This is a genomic window from Alkalihalophilus pseudofirmus OF4 (genome assembly GCF_000005825.2).
GTDB lineage: Bacteria > Bacillota > Bacilli > Bacillales > Bacillaceae_D > Alkalihalophilus > Alkalihalophilus pseudofirmus.
Genome location: NC_013792.1, coordinates 44,851 through 62,196, shown reverse-complemented (window position 1 = coordinate 62,196; position 17,346 = coordinate 44,851). Strand labels below are relative to the sequence as shown.

Sequence of the window (17,346 nt, the reverse complement as noted above, 5' to 3'; positions counted from 1 at the left end):
AAATACAAGTGCCCGGCGATATGTAATGCTTCGTTTTTGATTGCCGACACAACTGTATAAAGAATGTCACGCTTCTCACAGAAAGGGTTCTTAGATTTTTCGTAAGCGTCAAATAGTCCCCACCTATTAAAAAAGATGGGGACTGACTTATAATCTATTTATCATGTTGAATACGACAGCGAGTTGGAAGACTATTCGACCAAGGAAGTAACTGATCAATGGCGTTCTCATTACTCGCATCTACATTGGGTAGCTTCTCGAAAATGTACATCAAGTATTGATAAGGATTAAGGCCATTTTCTTTGGCTGTTTCTACAATACTATAAGTCACAGCACTAGCCTTCGCTCCTTTCGGAGTGTTGGCAAAAATCCAGTTCTTCCTTCCAATGACAAATGGCTTAATGGATCTCTCACTTCTATTATTATCAATCTCCAGTCTACCATCCTCTAAGAAAGCTTTTAGCTTATCCCATTGATTGCGACAGTATTTGATCGCTTGTCCAAGTGCACTCTTTGGTAACACTTTTGGTGTCTGCATGCGAAGCCATACTGAAAAAGCATCAAGAAGTGGTCGGCTTTTTTCTAGTCGCACTTGATGACGTTCATCAAAAGATAAATCTTTGATTTCTCGTTCAATCGCAAAGAGTTGGTTACAGAACTGCAGGCCTTCTTTGGCTGTGACATCTTTCTACCGTTGTTGTTCAGGTAAAGCTTTTAGAGCTTCATCGAATTTACGACGGGCATGAGCCCAACAGCCAACTAACTTCACTTTTGGTATTCCGTTGTATCCAGCGTAACCATCCACGTGTAAGTACCCTTGGAAAGGAGATAAAAAATTCCTAGGATGTTTACTTGCACGTGTTTGTTGGTAATCAAACAATACAATCGGTTGACCTTCCTGCCCAGAACGGTAGAGCCACAAATAGGAAGAAGCTGTTGATGCTCGATCAGGTTCTCGAAGCACTTGCAGCGTCGTTTCATCGGCATGAAGAATATCTCGCTCCATAAGATGTTGATACATCCGGTTATAGATGAGGTTTAGCCAAGTATTAGCACCATAAAGAACCCAATTAGCTAATGTTTGACGTGACAAAGAAACGCCGAGACGCGCAAATTGCTGTTCTTGCCGATACAATGGAAGTCCTTCTACATATTTTTGATTCATGATGTAAGCCATCGCAGATGGCGAAGCTAGACTCTTAGGGAATACTGGTTTAGGCATTGAAGCTTTGACGATAGGAGTTTCAATGTTTTCACGTTCACAATGACGACATGAATAAACATGTTGAACATGCTCAATGACCTTTACTTCTGCCGGGATCACTTTTAACTCACGACGTATTTCTGTCGACATTTCATGTAAGTTTCCATTACAGCAGGAACAAACCTGGTCTTCTTCAGGTAATCGATACTCGATGATTTCCTTCGGAAGGTTCTCAAGTTTGATGTCGCGTTGCCCTTTGGTCTTTTTACGTTTATATGTAATCGTTTCAACCGTAGGTTCTTCAATAGTTGGATCAGCAGAGATCTCCGCTTCATTAAAAAGAGGTAGCTCTAGCTGGTCAGCGTTTGTCTTCTCACTTGAAGTACCGAATTGGCGTTGCTTACTAAGACGGAATTGTTCTTCGAACCATTTAATTTTTGCCGTCAGCTCTGCGTTCTGTTTCTCAAGTGATGAGACACGTTCTTCTAACTCTTCAGTTGTACGTCGAGAGGTGGTTTCTGTTGTTTTCATACTTTCATTATACACTACCTCTCAACGATTTGCTTTTTCATTTTATCCATTAGATGACTCGTCCTGCGGTCACTTTTGGATGTGCAGAATTTTGATCAATCGAAAGGCCGTCAAGTAACCAACGGAACTGACGGTGGCTAATCATTTGCGGAGAGGAAGAAGAATCATCTGGCCAAGTGAACGTCCCCTTTTCTAAGCGACGATAATAGAGCCAAAAGCCATTATGTTCCCAGTGGAGGATTTTGATCTTATCTCGTTGACGATTGCAGAAAACAAAGAGACAGGGAGAGAAGGGATCTAATTGAAAGCTTTCTTGCACGATTGCGGCAAGGCCATCAATGGATTTCCGTAAGTCTGTACTTCCTTTCGCAAGATAGACTCTGTCAATGGAACGATGGTTAATCATCCATTTCTCAACACCCGAAGTACACGGCAAAGGTGTTCTTCACTCACATCTTCAGGGATATAGACAGATAGATCATCTAGTCTCAACTCAATAGCTGTGTTAGTGGTAAAGGTAGGGACATCTAAGGATGTCCAACCACTGTTTATCTGGTTGTTTGACTGTGAGTTTGTTTCTGACTTGAATTTCTTTCGCCAATAATGGAATTGATACTCCGTAATCTCTTCTTGTTTGGCTACCCATTCATGGATAGTGTCTCCGCTAGCTTCAAAGTCTTCCATGCGGTTTTTCCATAGATGGTATTTTTCTTTACGATTCATAGCGACACCCTTTCATCGTTCTTGATTAGAGTATCGCATGGGCTTATACCTATTGGAATGTGTGTGTTATTTGACGCTTACGATTTTTCTCTAAGGGCCCTTTACTGGCTATGAATATGCTTCTCTCCACTGTTTACTTTTGTACATAGTCAGATAACTATACTTTTATTGGTAAATAATGTTAAAGTAATTAAAGATTATTTCTCTAGTAGTGTCAAAATGATGATGATTCTACCGCTATTCTCAAGATGTCATACAGCTAAGGTTATGTTTTTTATAAAACTCGGTTAATCCATTTGAGTGTGCGACCCTTAAAGAATTCTTGGGTTGAAAACTAGTTTTAGAAGAGGGGGAGAAGATTGAAGATAAGGGGAAAACATATTATTTTATTTTTTGTCCTGTTCTTGACTGGTTTTATTTTAGTGGTGAATTATGAGTCTACAGATTCAGGTAACTTTGATCCTCTGAATAGATTGAATTCGACATGGGCACAGGAAAATGAACTTAGAAACCAAATCATCATGGAACAATCCTTAAACAAAATGCTTCAAGAGGAGTTAAGGTTATATCAATATCAGGTACGGGAACTTGAAGAAAACTTAAGCACCGTTAATGAAAAAAGTGAAGAAAAAGCAGAAAATTTGCTCGAAGACATAGAGAGGTTAAGAAAGATTGTAGGACAAGTGCAAGTAACTGGACCAGGAATTGAAATCTCATTAGAGGATTCAGACTATTTACCTAACGGGGCTAATCCGAATGATTACATTGTTCATGAAGGACATATCCAACAGGTGGTCCAAGAATTATATGTTGCTGGAGCGGAAGCAATTGCCGTAAATGGGTATCGCCTAAGACATTCATCATTTATTCAATGTATAGGGCCTGTAATAAGTGTAGACGGAAATATTTCATCAGCTCCTTTTATTATTACGGCGATTGGGGATGCTGATCATTTAGAAGCAGCTTTAACCCTACATGGCGGAGTTCAGCATCAGTTAATTAATGATGAAGTAACAGTAAGAATACAGAAAAAAACTAATATTCTATTAGACTCTTACCTAACAGAAGGTTGATTACATGTGTATAAAGATAGTAAACATATTAATTTATGTAAATATTGAGACACACGAACCTTGGATTCGCGTTTATACACAGTAGTTCTTTATTTTTTTCAAAACTAGCAAACTGTTTTCTTAGATGTATCAAAGTTTTATCACATTTATATTTTAAAATAAAAGTAACGAAGGATAGTTGAAATAAGAAATATATTATTGTGACTGAATTGAGTAGCAAGGATAATTTGGATTTAATCTAAGGAATCATTTAGTCTAAATAATTGGAGGTGTTTAATCATGATGATGAACTGGGGAATGATGAATCTCGGTATGATTTTGTACATGATCTTAGTAATTCTTATATTAGGTTTAATCATTTATGGTGGATTGGTATTAGTCATGAGACTTTTAAATAAAAAGGATTCTAACAATAATTCTCAAGATTGGGACCAAGATACATCACTTCAAATTTTAAAAGAACGGTTTGCAAAAGGAGATTTAACGCAAAGTGAAGAAGGACATAAGTTAGTTCCACCTCTGCCATCTTTTTGACCCACTTCGGACAAGTTATTGATCCACCTATGACAGAAGTGATCCACTAGTAGATTTATAAACAGCCAGGGGGATGTATTTCATTCCCACTGGCTGTTTAGCTTATTTAAAACGTTTACCGTCTAGTTGTTTATCAATTATCTCTAGTGCCCAGCGAACGAGTTCCTCATGGTTCAAATCCTCTTCATCTTTCCATGTACATGTAGGCAATAGCTTCGCTTCCACCTTTCTCATAACGTCATCCGGTAAATACATATGAAAGAAATACCTTGCTATACGGAGTTCTACTTCTTCAGGAATCACTTGGATACCGCCAGTCCATGACGTTCTCTCATTGAGGCATTACCGTCAATAAGTATGTTGTAAGAATCGTGCACAATTCTGTCCAAAATTGCGTCTGCTAATGTGCTTTCTCCAATTTTTTCATGCCATCCTCTCGGATCAAATTGAGAACAAAAGATAGTTGAACCCTGCTGGTGGCGTGCTTCTACGATTTCAAGAAGGTCTCTTGCCTCTGTTTCTTTTAAAGGGGTTAATAGCCACTCGTCTAAAATAAGTAGATTTATATTCTTGTATTTTTTCATAACCTTTCTGTACGTTCCTTCTCCTCTTGCGATTGCCAATTCGTCCAAAAGATCAGGTAATCGAATATATTTTACTTTATAGAATTGACGACATGCAGCGATGCCAAATGCGCAGGCTAAATACGTCTTCCCATTTCCCGAAGCACCCATCAATATAATATTGTGATGCTCTTCAATATAATTACCAGTTGCTAATCGCAAAATTTGTGCCTTATCTAGCTTTCTATCCGGATGATATTCAATATCTTCGATACATGCCTGTGTGTCCCGTAATTCTGCTTGTTTGATGAGGCGATCCAGTTTATTATTTTGCCTTCTGGACCATTCGATATCAACCAGTAAGCCGAATCGATCTTCAAAAGAAAGTTCTTGATATTCCGGATTTCTCAATTGCTCTCTAAATGTTTCTGCCATCGCAGACATTCTCATTTCATTTAACTTTGTTAAAGTATTATCAGTTGTCATTATTCTTTCCTCCATAGTAAGCAGCGCCACGAGTAAATCCGTAAGCGTTATCATTTTTTTGTGTGTTTATTTGTTTGCCTGTGTCCTCTAATGGTAATTTATCATGTCCTGTTTTCAGGATAGTCTGTATGCTTTTTAATTTTGGCCTTGGTGTATAAGATAGTACTCTTTCACATGCTGTCTCTATGCGTTCAATAGAGTATTTATCTGCCAGTTTCATCAATGCATAGGTGGATTTCAGTCCCTGCTTTTCCGTTGGATAAGATTCTAGGATTCTTTCAATAGTTAATAAAGTGGAAGGGCCGGTTGAGGCACCCCACTCTAATATAAATTCCCTATCAAAGGATGCATACTTTCTATGGTCCTTAGGCATATGGTCAGGAATCGTGTTGAAATCCCCACCTGATTTATTTGACCTTTTATGTGAAGCAATCCGAATATTCTTATAAAACACTTCAACGATATTCCTCGTTACTCGAACGTCTACCGTACATTTGATATAATCATAGGGTACAGAGTAATAGTTATTATCAATTTTCACATGATAATCGGGCTGGACAACGGTCTTTGCCCAGCTCGCAATCTCGTATGGTGAATGAGGCAGGGGAATCAATGCAAATTTTTCTTCTTCTAAGAATGCTTCCTGCCTATTCCCTTTTCTCTTTTGGAAAGATTTTGTATTCACCACATCTAATTTCTCTCTAATCGCTTTGTTTAGCTCAACCAAAGAAAAGAACTTTTCATTACGAAGGGAGGCTATGATCCAAGTTGATATATGGCCAACATTACCTTCTACACTTGCTTTGTCCTTGGGCTGACGTACACGTGCTGGGATAATAGTAGTCTGGTAATATTCAGCCATTTCCTGGTAGCTTTGATTAATAATTGGGTCGGTACGGGAAGACTTTGTTACTCCAGTCTTTAAGTTATCAGGAACAATAATTCTCGTGACTCCTCCATAATATTCAAAAGCATGAATATGAGCCGTAATCCAGCTCTCTATATCCATTGATAAGAACCCTTCTACATAGGAATATTGGCTGCACGGTAATGTAGAGACAAAGATATAAACAGGAATCTCTTCACCGGTTAGGTTGTTCGTGAGATGCATGGTTTTACCTGCCCAGTCGACTTCCATGTGTTCCCCCGGTTTTCTTTTGATTCGCATGGTTGCTTTGGTTTTCCTGGCATAATCGTTGTAAAACCTACAGAACTGGCGATAACTATAAGGGATTTCATCGCTTGCCCTGCACTGTAATGAGTACTCGTCCCATAAAAGGGAGAGTGTAACCCCAGATTTAGCTAATTCCTTATGAACATACTCGCCATCGGGTTTTCGACGATGGTCCGAAGGAAGCTTCTTCTCCGGGAATAAAATCGTTTGTAAATCTAAATCTGTCACTTCCTTCTCAATTGGCCACTGAATACTCTTCTCTTCCGCTCGTCTAATTATTTCTCTAATAGTGTTCCTAGAGTGACCACAACTTGAAGCTATCCCCCTTTGTGTGACTTCCTGCGAGTGAAGCCTTAAAATTTCTCGGTACTTAATCACAAAAAAACCTCCTATATAATAAATTTGCACGTATGTGCTCCTTCATTATATAGGAGGGTGGGTCAGTCGTGTCTCTCTTGGGTCAAAACCATGTCCGAGGTGGGTTAAAAAGATGGCATTACTGGGTCAATTTAATGGCTGTAAACACAAAGTGAATTCGAACAAAAATATACGTATTTAAAAGAAAAAAATTAAATTAAATCAGTATTTATCACAGTTTCATCAAAATTAAAGTCTAAACTAAAAATGTAAAATAAATTCAATACATTATTAAGAGGAGTGAATAACATGCGGAAAAAAACGAAAATGTTACTCTTTTCATTTGGATTATCTTCTGTTTTAGTCGTAGGAACAATGGGGTTCTCAGGAATATCTCAAGCTAATGAAAACCATGGCATGATGAATATGATGGAAGGTATGAATTCCTTAGAAGGCGAGAATATGATGGAAGCATGCAATAACTTTATGGAATCATATGGAAGCGACGAGACTGAAACAAATTAGGAACTCTAAATAATTTTTTAGTATGAGAGGAAGGAGTACCCTTCCTCTTTATTTGTGCAACGTGCGTTCGCATATAGAAGACCTTTTCGTGACCTTCTTCATAAATTGCTGAATGCTAACAGGCAATAAATCTTTTCAAGGGAACAGAAAGTGTGGTCTAGACCTTCCTTAGTTTTCAAAAACTTCAAAAAGTCTAAATCTTCCATCGTTGTCATGAATGTCGATTGACAATAAAGTCGTTTAAATACAAATAAAGTTGTTACATTTACAATAAAGTTATTTAAAACGTCCAATAGGTTGTTCAACTAAAGGTAACGCTTTAACCAAATATCACATCTGATATTAAAATACACTTCACGCTCTTTATCTCCTTTCCCTCTTACACTCGCTGAACGATTCCCAACATTAAATACAATCCTTATCTAATGAAACAATCTCACCAATTCTACATCCCGTCGAAAACATAAACTCAAACAAGGCCTTCTCCATCGGGGTATGGCAACCTTCCCTTAAATGTTCAATTTCACGTTCTGTTAAGAACTTTGGGATTCGTTTTCCTACTTTTGGTTCCGTGATTTTGGCAGCAGGATTAGTGGTTATATGACCTTCCTCGTGAACCAACGAAAAAATGATCGGATAAAACGAACACGATGAGCAAGACTCGATGGTTTTAATCCTTCGCTGGATAAAGCTAAGTAATCTTTAATGGAAATAATTCCTCTAAAATACACATAATACATAGGAGGGAACAAGCTGTGCAACTAACCAAAGCCTGGGAAGCATACAAAGCTGAGAAACGAATTGAAGGATTTTCGCCCCATACTTGAATGCCTACCGACTGCAAGCAAATCTCTTAGTCCGTCACTTCCAAGATATTAACCCCCAATCCGTTACAACCCTATGAAAAACAAGAACAACAATTAGTCCTTTTCTGGTATTATTTATGTTGCGAAGAGTTGAGGTTTTACCATATAGTGAGGAATGGTTAGAAATGGTTCGGGAGGAAAGTTAGAAACTTAAAGCTTTGTTTAAAAACGAAATTTTAAATGTGTATCATATTGGAAGTACCCATTCCAAATATTAAAGCTAAACCAGTAATTGATATTATGGTTAAGGTTACTAACATTAGTGAAGTTGATAAGTTCAATAGCCAGATGGAACAATTAGGCTCTGTAGTGATGGGTGAATACGGAATTCCTAAAAGGCGTTTTTTTATTAAGGGTGGCGATAATAGAACTCATCATGTTCATTTTTACGAAGAAGGTAATGAAGAAATTGCTCGTCACTTAGCATTTAGGGATTATATGATTGCACATCCAGAGGAAGCTATAAAGTACAGTGAATTGAAACAAACATTGGCAGAGAAATCCCCTACAAATATAACTAAGTATATAGAAGGCAAGAACAATTATATTAAGGCAATTGATGATAAAGCAGAGACGTGGAGAAAAACTAACTTATTCAATTAACGGGTGCACGCGACAAGTTCTGTTATAAACGCTTTCTAGCGTGAAAATACAGGAAGTTTACTAGAAAATCTTCAACTTTACAACGGCGGATTGGAATGATGGAACCAAGTTTCCCGAAACAATCCCATCAAGACTCCTGCGTGCGTCATGAATGACAGTTCATGGGGTTCGAAGCACAGGTAGAGTCGGCAGAAGGAAGACTAGAGCCATTCCAATGGAAAAGGTATGTTAACTGATATGCCGGATGGCTAAAAAACTAGATATGGTGAGAATGTTCCATTCAAAAGGAACTGACAAACTTCCGAATTTAAGGGTCTAAAGTTAGAACATAGTGTAATGCTATGTCCCACCATACGGTGGGGCGAGTGGTGTCGAGTAAAACTGCACCCTCTGAAAAACGCTATACCGAACAATGGCGGTATCAAGCTCGCAGGCTTAAAGGAAGCACCTACGTTTAGAATGGATAGCTACGTTGTAAGGTACTTGGGAAGTAAGAAACGTTGAATCAAGGACTGTCATTCGAAACGTTTGCTATAAGGCAAAAGCTGAAATGCATTTATTCTTGCGAAGGTAGGGGTACGACTGGCGAATCTCCTGTAATGGGAGTGGAGGAACAGCCCCAAGTCTAGCGAATTAGAACGATTATTTTCTTCACACGTATGACACCGATCGGGTAGGAATGTGGGGACATCACTCATAAGGAGGGATGCCACAGTGTCAACTTTGAGATATTGGGATTACTACAATATGACAGAAACCTTTACGGATTTACACGAAAGAGCTAGTAACAACGAGTCCTTTGATTATCTATATGAAATCATCACATCAAGGGAAAATATTCTACTAGCCTACCGCACAATGAAATCTAATAAAGGTTCGAAAACACCTGGTACAGATGGGAAAACCATCAAAGATATTAAAAAGCTATCGGAAAATGAGTTAGTGAAAACTATCCAAACAAAACTAGAAAACTATCACCCTAAGAAGGTCAGAAGAAAATGGATTGAAAAGGAAAACGGTAAATTTAGACCACTTGGCATTCCATGTATTCTTGACCGCATTATTCAACAATGTTTTAAACAAGTTCTCGAGCCAATCGCCGAAGCTCACTTTTATAAACATAGCTACGGCTTTAGACCGTTAAGGTCTACTCATCATGCTATGGCAAGAATACAATTCTTAATCAATAAATCGCAACTGCATTATGTGGTTGATGTTGATATTAAGGGATTTTTCGATAATGTCAACCATACCCTTCTTCTTAAACAATTATGGAACTTAGGTATACATGATAGAAAGGTTCTAGCTTGCATTGCTAAAATGCTAAAAGCTGAAATTGATAAAGAAGGCGTATCATCTAAAGGCGTACCGCAGGGTGGTTTGTTATCGACAATATTATCAAATGTTGTACTCAATGACTTGGACCACTGGGTTTCCGAACAATGGGAATTCTTCCATCTCACAAATAAATATAAAACAAGAGAAGGTGAGCTATACGCTAAGAAGCGTACAAATCTCAAAGAGGGGTATCTCGTCCGTTACGCGGACGATTGTGTGCCACGAAGGGACACAAAAGCAACTCGAAGAGTTGCATAGTGTAACATGCTGCACAAAAGATGAGGGTGGGCCCCTCGAAATCGCCATACAGGTGGAGATTTCAAACCACCCTAAGGTGCTTTAGTCAAAAGCTATGGTATTGAGCGTTAGGGAAAAGGCAGTGCAGGACACTGTCAGGTACGTATTAAGGAGACGAAAACCACTGAACCGCTGAAGAAGTATCGAAAGCGTAGAAATGTCATCAAAACTGAGGGGGAGTCGTTAACTCAGGATAAGTTCGGAGGAAACCTGTTTTACTGTCCGTTCGGTGACTGGTATAAAGGCGGCGTGAACTTAATACAGGCTTTTGTGTGGAACGTGGGAACCTACGACATGGATGCTAAGGGAGAGATTTCAAGTGGAAGCCCCACAAGAATCAGAGTACCAATACCATGTATAGGGGCGGAATAACTCGTAGTAGCAATGAAATCTCCTAACGGAGAAGGAGCAAAGGGGTTATGTTATTCAGTTTTATAAACAAGTCAACCATCGAATTGGGAGGAACTTATGCATAAAACAAAGCCTTATGCGATATCTAAAAAGATAGTATTTGAAGCTTTTAATAGAGTTAAAGCAAATAAAGGGTCAGCAGGAATTGATGAGCAATCCATAGATGAATTTGAAAGGAACCTAAAAGATAATCTGTATAAAGTTTGGAACAGAATGTCATCGGGAAGCTACATTCCTCCAGCGGTTAAAGCGGTAGAAATACCAAAGAAAGCTGGAGGTATTAGGACACTTGGAATTCCAACGGTTGCGGATAGAATTGCACAGATGACAGTGAAATTATATTTCGAACCTTTGGTAGAACCATTCTTTCATGAGGATTCCTATGGATACAGACCTAAGAAAAGCGCTATTCAAGCAATAGAGACAACTCGAAAAAGATGCTGGAAGTACAATTGGGTACTTGAATTTGATATTAAAGGTTTATTCGATAACATCGACCATGAGTTACTGATGAGAGCAGTAGATAAGCATACAGACATAGAATGGGTTAAGTTGTACATCAAAAGATGGTTAACAGCACCATTTCAAACAAAAGAAGGAATAAAAGAACGTACCTCCGGCACACCGCAAGGTGGAGTCATTAGTCCAGTACTAGCAAATTTATTTCTACACTATGCGTTTGATAAATGGATGGCTATTAATCATCCACGAAATCCGTTCGCTAGATATGCAGATGACGCAGTCATCCACTGCAAGACAGAGGAAGAAGCAAAGAGAGTGCTTGAATCCTTAAACCAAAGGATGAACGAATGTAAACTCGAACTGCATCCTTCCAAAACCAAAATTGTATATTGTAAAGATGCAGACAGAAGAGAAGACCATAAAAACATAACGTTTGATTTTCTGGGATACACGTTCAGACCAAGGCTGTCGAAGAACAGGTGGGGAAAGCATTTTGTGAATTTCACGCCAGCTATCAGTAATAAATCTAAGAAATCAATTCAGCAAAAAGTGAGAGATTGGAAACTACAATTGAAGGCTGATAAGGAGCTCATAGACCTATCTAATATGTTTAACTCTGTAATTCAAGGGTGGATTAACTACTATGGGAAGTTCTACAAATCTGAAATGTACTCCTCTTTAAGGCACATAAACAAAGCCTTAATTATGTGGGCGAGAAGGAAATATAAAAAGTTATCTCGACACAAGAAAAGGGCAGAACACTTTCTAGGCAGAATTTCTAAACAAAATCCTGAACTCTTCAAACACTGGGATTTAGGTATCAAACCTACGGCTGAATAATGGGAGCCGGATGAGCTGAGAGGTTCACGTCCGGTTCTGAGAGAGACTACTGGGGAAGTTCCAGTGGTCTACTTGCCTTAAAATTCTCTGTCGAGATGGAAAAACGGCTCAAAAGTGGTATCACGCAGTAAGATTGTACTTGAAGGAACGATTAAAACTAGATATTTCACCAGAGAAATCGCAAATCGTAAATTTGCGAAAACGAGAATCCGAATTCTTAGGTTTCACGATTAGGGCAGATATTAAAGGAAAGAAAAGAGTTGCCCACACAGGCATTAAACACAAAAAACGGGAGAAACTCAAGGAACAAGCTAAAATGCACATCCGAAGAATTAAAGACTCCCCTACAATTCAAAATGCCTTACGCTTTAACAGTTTTGTTTTAGGTATCCATAACTATTTTAACCGAGCTACACAAGTCAATCCAGAATTCTCACGTCTTGCCTACGAGCTAAAAGCCTTTCTGTACAATCGCCTTCGTCCTGTGGGGAAATATGGACATCCAATTAATCCTACGTCTACCTATAAAAAGTTTTACAGTACAGGATTTAAAACGTTCAAAATCGCCACTGTTCACCTGTTCCCGATAGGGAACGTAAAAACGGTAAATGCAATGAACTTTAGTCCAACATTATCTCTCTTTACAGAAGAAGGCAGAAAGAAAATCTATGATAAATTAAAACCAGATATTGAAACTGAAATCAGCGTACTGATGAAAGCAACACTTCCTAACAGAACGGTTGAATATTTGGATAATCGAATTAGTCGTTTCAGTATGAAAATGGGAAAATGCGAAATCACAGGTTGGGATCTATCCGCCCATGATGTTCACTGTCACCATTATTTACCCAAACATCTTGGAGGAACGGATAACTTTAACAACCTTCGCATTCTACATAAAGACATACATAGGCTTATTCACAGTAAAGATAAGGACATGATTGTATCAGAAATACAAAAATTCGACTTTAACAACTTAATGATAAAGAAAATAAATCAATTTCGAATAGAATGTGGGCTTGAAGAGGTAGAAACATCTCACGTCAAAAAGTAACGAAGAACTTATAATTTAATATACATCGTTAGATGGACCGCCGAATGCTGGGAAACTAGCACGTTCGGTGCGGAGCAGGGGAAAAGCTGGAGATGGCTTCAAAGGCTTACCTATTGCTAACTAGAGCGGAACTCAAAGTTGTCAGTTGCAGCCCCTAATGTTTATTTTGTTAACGAACTTCTCCAAAACTCAAGACTATAGACAACACTGGGATTGTAATAAGGCTCTCCCGCCACCTTTAAACAAAGACACCTAGTTACGATTGTTTGAATCGTAACTAGGTGTCTTGTTTCATTCTTATTGTTATTCAAGTGTACCGACGATTGGTAAGTTTTCCAATACAGAAGAGCCGTGTGGAGATGCTGAAATTTCTTCTGTGTTGTCAGCACCAGCCATTACTCCACCAAAGTGTTCTCCACCTTCCCAAGCTCCAATATCTGAAACATCGTAAACGACTCCGTCAACCGCTACATAAGCGGGGTTTCCATCTTGCCCATTATACTCACTAAGTTCTTCCAGTGTGAATACTTGACCTTCTTCAACTGCTGAAGCTTCTGTTTCTTCTGTAGTATTTTCCTCTGTAGTTTCTTCCGGTGTCGACGTATCTGGTTCTTCAGTTGTTGTGTCCCCACCACAAGCTGCTAAAACAAAAGCCGTCATTGACAGTACTAATAAACCTTTAAATTTTTTCATCTTCTTGCCCCCTACATTTTTAAAAACTTTTTTATATAGTTATATGTTAAATGTTATCTCCCCTCACTAAAAGAGATTTTGATTACATTTAACGTAGTGTTCACTTTTCGTTAAAAATGTGGTCACTTTTTTGTCAAATAAACTAATGGCAGAACATTAGCTTTGCATAAAGTTATTAAAAATTTGTCAAGTAGTTTCGAGTAGAAATTTATGGTTTCAAGACATAAAAAAACTCCTTATAATTAGGTTTGGTAGTTCTGTCCAAATCCAAATTAAAAGGAGCCTTCACATGGACAAGAATACCATAAAATCTACAATAAATGAACTACTAAAAGTCATTGATGAACATACTTTTTTCCAATCTAATTAACGTGATTGACCTTGATAAATACGTGAAAAAGCTGACAGCCTATAAGTTTCTTCAACTGCTGATCATTTCGCAATTGAAAGAAACCAAAAGCTTAACTCAAATGTCAAAGAAGCTAAAAGATAAGGAAGAGCTTCAAGTTCAACTCGCATTTGATACGATTAGCACGTCACAGCTTTCAAGGAAATTGGGTGATTTATCCCCAACGTTATTTGAGAAGATCTTTCATTATCTCGTGTTGAACATTCAAGCAAAGATGAAGCAATCGCCGATCATTCGTGAGATTGGTCGCTTACACGTGATCGATTCAACAACGATGAGCATGAGTGTAAGTCAGTACCCTTGGGCGACTTTTCGTAAAACGAAAGCTGGGATTCGCCTTCATTTACGAGTCGTGGTTACCAAAGAGTTGACCTTACCCGATAAAGGAATTCTTTTACCAGCTAAGCATGCAGACCGCACTCAAATGGGAGATCTCATTGAAATGGATTCGGATGCGATCCACTTGTTTGATCGTGGTTATATCGACTATAAACAATTTGATCATCTCTGTTTACACGATGTTCGCTTTATCACTCGTTTGAAGAAGAACGCACAGGTCGAAGTGCTATCCGAACAAATTCCACAAGCAGGTTCACCTATTGTGAAAGACCAAGAAGTGTTTCTAGGTAACTCGCAAAATGGGACAAAAATGACACATCCCTTGCGCTTAATCGAGACACAAGATAGTCAAGGAAACGTCGTCATGATCGTCACGAACTGTTTTGACTTATCTGCCGAAGAAATCGGTGACTTATATCGTTATCGTTGGAAGATCGAGACCTTTTTCAAATGGATGAAACAGCACCTCACGTTCAAAACGTTCTATGGAAAGAGTGAGAATGCGGTGTGCAATCAAATCTGGGTCGCGCTCATCACGTACTGTTTACAAGTGCTTTTACAAGAGCAGCTGCAGCACAATGGTCCTTTACTCGAGATAAAGAAAACCCTACAGAATCTGTTGTTTAAAGGCTTTGACACCTTTCTTCGTTCGCTTTTTAGGCAACCAACACGCTTTTCAACAGGACGCCGAAAACAGAATTGGAAACAAGAGTTTCGAGTAATCGAGCACCAATTCGCAGAAGGTGAGGTGAGCCATCTAGACGACTTGACGTACGATCCACTGTTTAACTAGGAAAAATAATAAATGTAAAATTGTGGATAAGGACTACCATTTACTTACCTGTTGCCCTTTTTTCACTTTGACCTGAATAACATAAAATCTGAATGTTCAGACTTATCTAAGCGACCAAAAAACAGTGATTTGACATTAGTAGAATTTATTTATGCAATGCTACTGATGGCAGAATGAAAAAATGGATATTACGCGAGGAGATTTCAAGGTTATACATTAGTTCACATGTTCCCCCTTGTAAAATTCATTTTTTATGGCAATATTAAGGTAACAAAATGAAAATGGAAAGGGGGAGGAAGGAATGTTAAGTGATCGTGATTTGCACACCCTAGCAATAGAGGAAGAGTTGATAACACCATATAATCCGGAGTATTGTGAAGGAGCGACTATCAACTTAACGTTGGATACAGTTGTTAAACGTTATTCTTCCAATGAGCCCATTATACTAGGTAAGGAAGTAACTGAGGATCACTATGAAAAGTTTGATATTTCTGTAGATGAGTTCTGGCTTGAACCAAAAGAATCTGTTTTGATTCAGACACATGAATTCTTAAAGGTTCCCCATAATATGACTGCTCGCATATATGAGCGGTATGGAGTAAAGTCTCTGGGTCTAATGATTAGTCCTGCTCACTATATGAATCCCGGATATCGCGGACAAATTAGTCTAATTGCAGTAAACAATACACCCGTTCGTTTTAGACTTATTCCTGGTATTAAAATTTGTCAATTGGCGTTATTCGAGTTGAAAACAGAACCGCTAAAACCTTATGAAAAGCAGGATGCAAGATACATGGACGCTACAGAGGTTAGTATTTCTAAATTACATTTAGATGATGAAATCCAAGATTTTCTTAAAGAAAAAGGAGTTAAGAAAGTTTCTGAAGAAATGGCCAGTGACTTAGGTAAACACTTAATGTCTCATATTAAGTTAGCTGCAAAAGAGTTAGCTGATATTGCGAGAAAAGAGTTTAAGAAAGGCAAAAAGGATAAATGAGTAATTTAAGGGAAATAGTCAGAAGGCATGTCATTTCAGAAACTAAACAAGAATTGTCCGCTGAAAATGTTGACCAGGACGCTATGGTTCAATTTCTTATTAAAGAGGGCCATATTGACAAGAAAGTTGATTCTATTTTAGATGCCTTTAGAGATGAGCTTGAAAAAGACTCTCCCAAGTCGATTAAAAGGAAAAGAAATAAGTTTGTATACGCTAGCCTAAGCATATTGTTAACTATCCTTATTGCGTACGGTGTTAATGAGGAGTATTGGGTAGTTGTAGCAATCGTAGCATTAATAAATATTGTCATTCATGCTTTTTTTACGTTTTGGAGTGAATGAAGATCCTAACAGTATTTAACCCCTATCTCCGACACTATGAAATATGTACTTTGTACAAGAAAACCGAAAGTTCATTTGAATTTCAAATGAACTTTCGGTTTTTGCTTTTATACAATTATTAAATTCGAAATGTCTTTCGTTTATCAGATTCATAGGTTTTTCATGCTTGGTGTGATTAGCAACTTATATCCCTCCAATTAAAAAGCCACTAAAGAATACATTTTTAAAATTTGGGTAAAGTATTTTATACATCAAAGAATTCTGCATAACGAATACTCCCCTGCATGGAAGTGCTTGGGGAGTAATTTCAACGAAGCAATTAACTTGATTACCGTAGGGGGGTATGGTAAATTTAGTTTGAAAAGAAAATATCATATCATAACATTTTGGGAGGCTAAAATAATGGAACAAAAAACATTAAAAGTGAACGGAATGTCATGTGGGCATTGCATAAGTACAATAGAAAACAATATAGGAAAGTTAAATGGTGTCAACTCAGTAAAAGTTATGCTGTCTGAAGGGAAAGTAAACCTTAATTATGATTCTGATGTTATTTCATTAGATCAAATTATTCATGAGATTGAAGAACAAGGATATGATGTAGAATGAAGTAGTTGCATGGGATCATATAAGTGAGGTCGCACGATTTTAGTACGACCTTCTTCACTATTTTCATTAGCTTTATCTAAATGAAGATACTTATAGAAACAAAGAAGAATCTGTGATGTATCTC

General features: G+C 38.0%; 16 protein-coding genes and 3 pseudogenes. 11 read left to right on the top strand and 8 right to left on the bottom strand.

Annotation, left to right across the window (positions count from 1 at the left end):
• Positions 1–154: 154 nt before the first annotated feature.
• The 3 genes and pseudogenes from tnpC to tnpA all read right to left on the bottom strand — a co-directional run bounded on the left by tnpC (position 155) and on the right by tnpA (position 2,458).
• Positions 155–1,735, bottom strand: a pseudogene (gene tnpC / locus BPOF4_RS19505) (IS66 family transposase).
• Between the two features lie 49 nt (positions 1,736–1,784).
• Positions 1,785–2,171 (bottom strand): IS66 family insertion sequence element accessory protein TnpB, encoded by a 387-nt coding sequence (gene tnpB / locus BPOF4_RS19500; RefSeq protein WP_148229607.1) that lies wholly within the window; start codon positions 2,169–2,171, stop codon positions 1,785–1,787.
• Entirely contained in the window at positions 2,138–2,458 is a 321-nt protein-coding gene (gene tnpA / locus BPOF4_RS19495; RefSeq protein WP_012960976.1) for an IS66 family insertion sequence element accessory protein TnpA, read from the bottom strand. Before tnpA ends, tnpB begins: the two co-directional genes overlap by 34 nt.
• 359 nt (positions 2,459–2,817) lie before the next feature.
• On the opposite strand from tnpA, the gene BPOF4_RS19490 reads away from it, so the two are divergent.
• Positions 2,818–3,531, top strand: a complete 714-nt coding sequence (locus tag BPOF4_RS19490; RefSeq protein WP_012960975.1) for a DUF881 domain-containing protein — start codon at positions 2,818–2,820, stop codon at positions 3,529–3,531.
• A gap of 279 nt (positions 3,532–3,810) precedes the next feature.
• Complete coding sequence (locus BPOF4_RS19485; RefSeq protein WP_012960974.1) at positions 3,811–4,065, top strand: SHOCT domain-containing protein; 255 nt, start codon at positions 3,811–3,813, stop codon at positions 4,063–4,065.
• A gap of 102 nt (positions 4,066–4,167) precedes the next feature.
• Here BPOF4_RS19485 and BPOF4_RS19480 read toward each other — a convergent pair whose 3' ends face one another.
• The 3 genes from BPOF4_RS19480 to istA are packed head-to-tail and all read right to left on the bottom strand — an operon-like array spanning position 4,168 to position 6,666.
• Positions 4,168–4,368: a hypothetical protein gene (locus tag BPOF4_RS19480; RefSeq protein WP_012960973.1), complete on the bottom strand. Its 201-nt coding sequence runs from the start codon at positions 4,366–4,368 to the stop codon at positions 4,168–4,170.
• Positions 4,365–5,114 (bottom strand): IS21-like element helper ATPase IstB, encoded by a 750-nt coding sequence (gene istB, locus BPOF4_RS19475; protein ID WP_012960972.1) that lies wholly within the window; start codon positions 5,112–5,114, stop codon positions 4,365–4,367. The genes BPOF4_RS19480 and istB overlap by 4 nt, the downstream gene beginning before the upstream one ends.
• Entirely contained in the window at positions 5,104–6,666 is a 1,563-nt protein-coding gene (gene istA / locus BPOF4_RS19470; protein ID WP_012960971.1) for an IS21 family transposase, read from the bottom strand. Before istA ends, istB begins: the two co-directional genes overlap by 11 nt.
• A 288-nt stretch (positions 6,667–6,954) precedes the next feature.
• Here istA and BPOF4_RS19465 point away from each other — a divergent pair, with 288 nt between their 5' ends.
• Complete coding sequence (locus BPOF4_RS19465) at positions 6,955–7,170, top strand: hypothetical protein (protein WP_012960970.1); 216 nt, start codon at positions 6,955–6,957, stop codon at positions 7,168–7,170.
• Between the two features lie 308 nt (positions 7,171–7,478).
• Here BPOF4_RS19465 and BPOF4_RS21790 read toward each other — a convergent pair.
• Positions 7,479–7,910 (bottom strand): annotated as a pseudogene (locus tag BPOF4_RS21790) (tyrosine-type recombinase/integrase); the annotation flags it as partial.
• A gap of 318 nt (positions 7,911–8,228) precedes the next feature.
• On the opposite strand from BPOF4_RS21790, the gene BPOF4_RS19460 reads away from it, so the two are divergent.
• The 4 genes and pseudogenes from BPOF4_RS19460 (at position 8,229) to BPOF4_RS19445 (ending at position 13,041) form a co-directional block, all read left to right on the top strand.
• Positions 8,229–8,639, top strand: coding sequence for a GrpB family protein (locus BPOF4_RS19460; RefSeq protein ID WP_012960969.1), 411 nt, complete (start codon positions 8,229–8,231; stop codon positions 8,637–8,639).
• 714 nt (positions 8,640–9,353) lie between these two features.
• Positions 9,354–10,190: pseudogene (locus BPOF4_RS19455) on the top strand (reverse transcriptase domain-containing protein); the annotation flags it as partial.
• Between the two features lie 552 nt (positions 10,191–10,742).
• Positions 10,743–11,987, top strand: a complete 1,245-nt coding sequence (ltrA, locus tag BPOF4_RS19450) for a group II intron reverse transcriptase/maturase (RefSeq protein ID WP_012960967.1) — start codon at positions 10,743–10,745, stop codon at positions 11,985–11,987.
• Between the two features lie 139 nt (positions 11,988–12,126).
• Complete coding sequence (locus tag BPOF4_RS19445; RefSeq protein WP_012960966.1) at positions 12,127–13,041, top strand: group II intron reverse transcriptase; 915 nt, start codon at positions 12,127–12,129, stop codon at positions 13,039–13,041.
• 303 nt (positions 13,042–13,344) lie between these two features.
• Here the strand turns inward: BPOF4_RS19445 and BPOF4_RS22915 are convergent, their stop codons facing one another.
• On the bottom strand, positions 13,345–13,734 hold the full coding sequence (locus BPOF4_RS22915) for a cytochrome b5 domain-containing protein (protein WP_003322272.1): 390 nt from the start codon (positions 13,732–13,734) through the stop codon (positions 13,345–13,347).
• 341 nt (positions 13,735–14,075) lie between these two features.
• On the opposite strand from BPOF4_RS22915, the gene BPOF4_RS19435 reads away from it, so the two are divergent.
• From BPOF4_RS19435 to copZ, 4 genes are all read left to right on the top strand, one after another.
• On the top strand, positions 14,076–15,275 hold the full coding sequence (locus tag BPOF4_RS19435) for an IS4 family transposase (protein ID WP_012960965.1): 1,200 nt from the start codon (positions 14,076–14,078) through the stop codon (positions 15,273–15,275).
• A 301-nt stretch (positions 15,276–15,576) separates the two neighbouring features.
• Positions 15,577–16,272 carry a dCTP deaminase gene (gene dcd / locus BPOF4_RS19430; RefSeq protein WP_003320838.1) on the top strand — a complete coding sequence of 232 codons (696 nt, stop codon included), beginning with the start codon at positions 15,577–15,579 and terminating at the stop codon, positions 16,270–16,272.
• The gene (locus BPOF4_RS19425; protein WP_003320839.1) at positions 16,269–16,613 is read left to right on the top strand and encodes a hypothetical protein; all 345 of its coding nucleotides are present in this window, start codon (positions 16,269–16,271) and stop codon (positions 16,611–16,613) included. The genes dcd and BPOF4_RS19425 overlap by 4 nt, the downstream gene beginning before the upstream one ends.
• Positions 16,614–17,015: 402 nt before the next feature.
• Positions 17,016–17,222 carry a copper chaperone CopZ gene (gene copZ / locus BPOF4_RS19420; protein ID WP_012960964.1) on the top strand — a complete coding sequence of 69 codons (207 nt, stop codon included), beginning with the start codon at positions 17,016–17,018 and terminating at the stop codon, positions 17,220–17,222.
• Positions 17,223–17,346 lie beyond the last annotated feature (124 nt).

What these genes read in the sequence shown, in the direction of transcription:
- tnpA (WP_012960976.1), bottom strand. Translation starts at nt 2,458, where the DNA reads ATGAATCGTAAAGAAAAATACCATCTATGGAAAAACCGCATGGAAGAC.
- BPOF4_RS19485 (WP_012960974.1), top strand. Translation starts at nt 3,811, where the DNA reads ATGATGATGAACTGGGGAATGATGAATCTCGGTATGATTTTGTACATG.
- istB (WP_012960972.1), bottom strand. Translation starts at nt 5,114, where the DNA reads ATGACAACTGATAATACTTTAACAAAGTTAAATGAAATGAGAATGTCT.
- BPOF4_RS19465 (WP_012960970.1), top strand. Translation starts at nt 6,955, where the DNA reads ATGCGGAAAAAAACGAAAATGTTACTCTTTTCATTTGGATTATCTTCT.
- ltrA (WP_012960967.1), top strand. Translation starts at nt 10,743, where the DNA reads ATGCATAAAACAAAGCCTTATGCGATATCTAAAAAGATAGTATTTGAA.
- BPOF4_RS22915 (WP_003322272.1), bottom strand. Translation starts at nt 13,734, where the DNA reads ATGAAAAAATTTAAAGGTTTATTAGTACTGTCAATGACGGCTTTTGTT.
- BPOF4_RS19435 (WP_012960965.1), top strand. Translation starts at nt 14,076, where the DNA reads ATGAACATACTTTTTTCCAATCTAATTAACGTGATTGACCTTGATAAA.
- dcd (WP_003320838.1), top strand. Translation starts at nt 15,577, where the DNA reads ATGTTAAGTGATCGTGATTTGCACACCCTAGCAATAGAGGAAGAGTTG.
- BPOF4_RS19425 (WP_003320839.1), top strand. Translation starts at nt 16,269, where the DNA reads ATGAGTAATTTAAGGGAAATAGTCAGAAGGCATGTCATTTCAGAAACT.
- copZ (WP_012960964.1), top strand. Translation starts at nt 17,016, where the DNA reads ATGGAACAAAAAACATTAAAAGTGAACGGAATGTCATGTGGGCATTGC.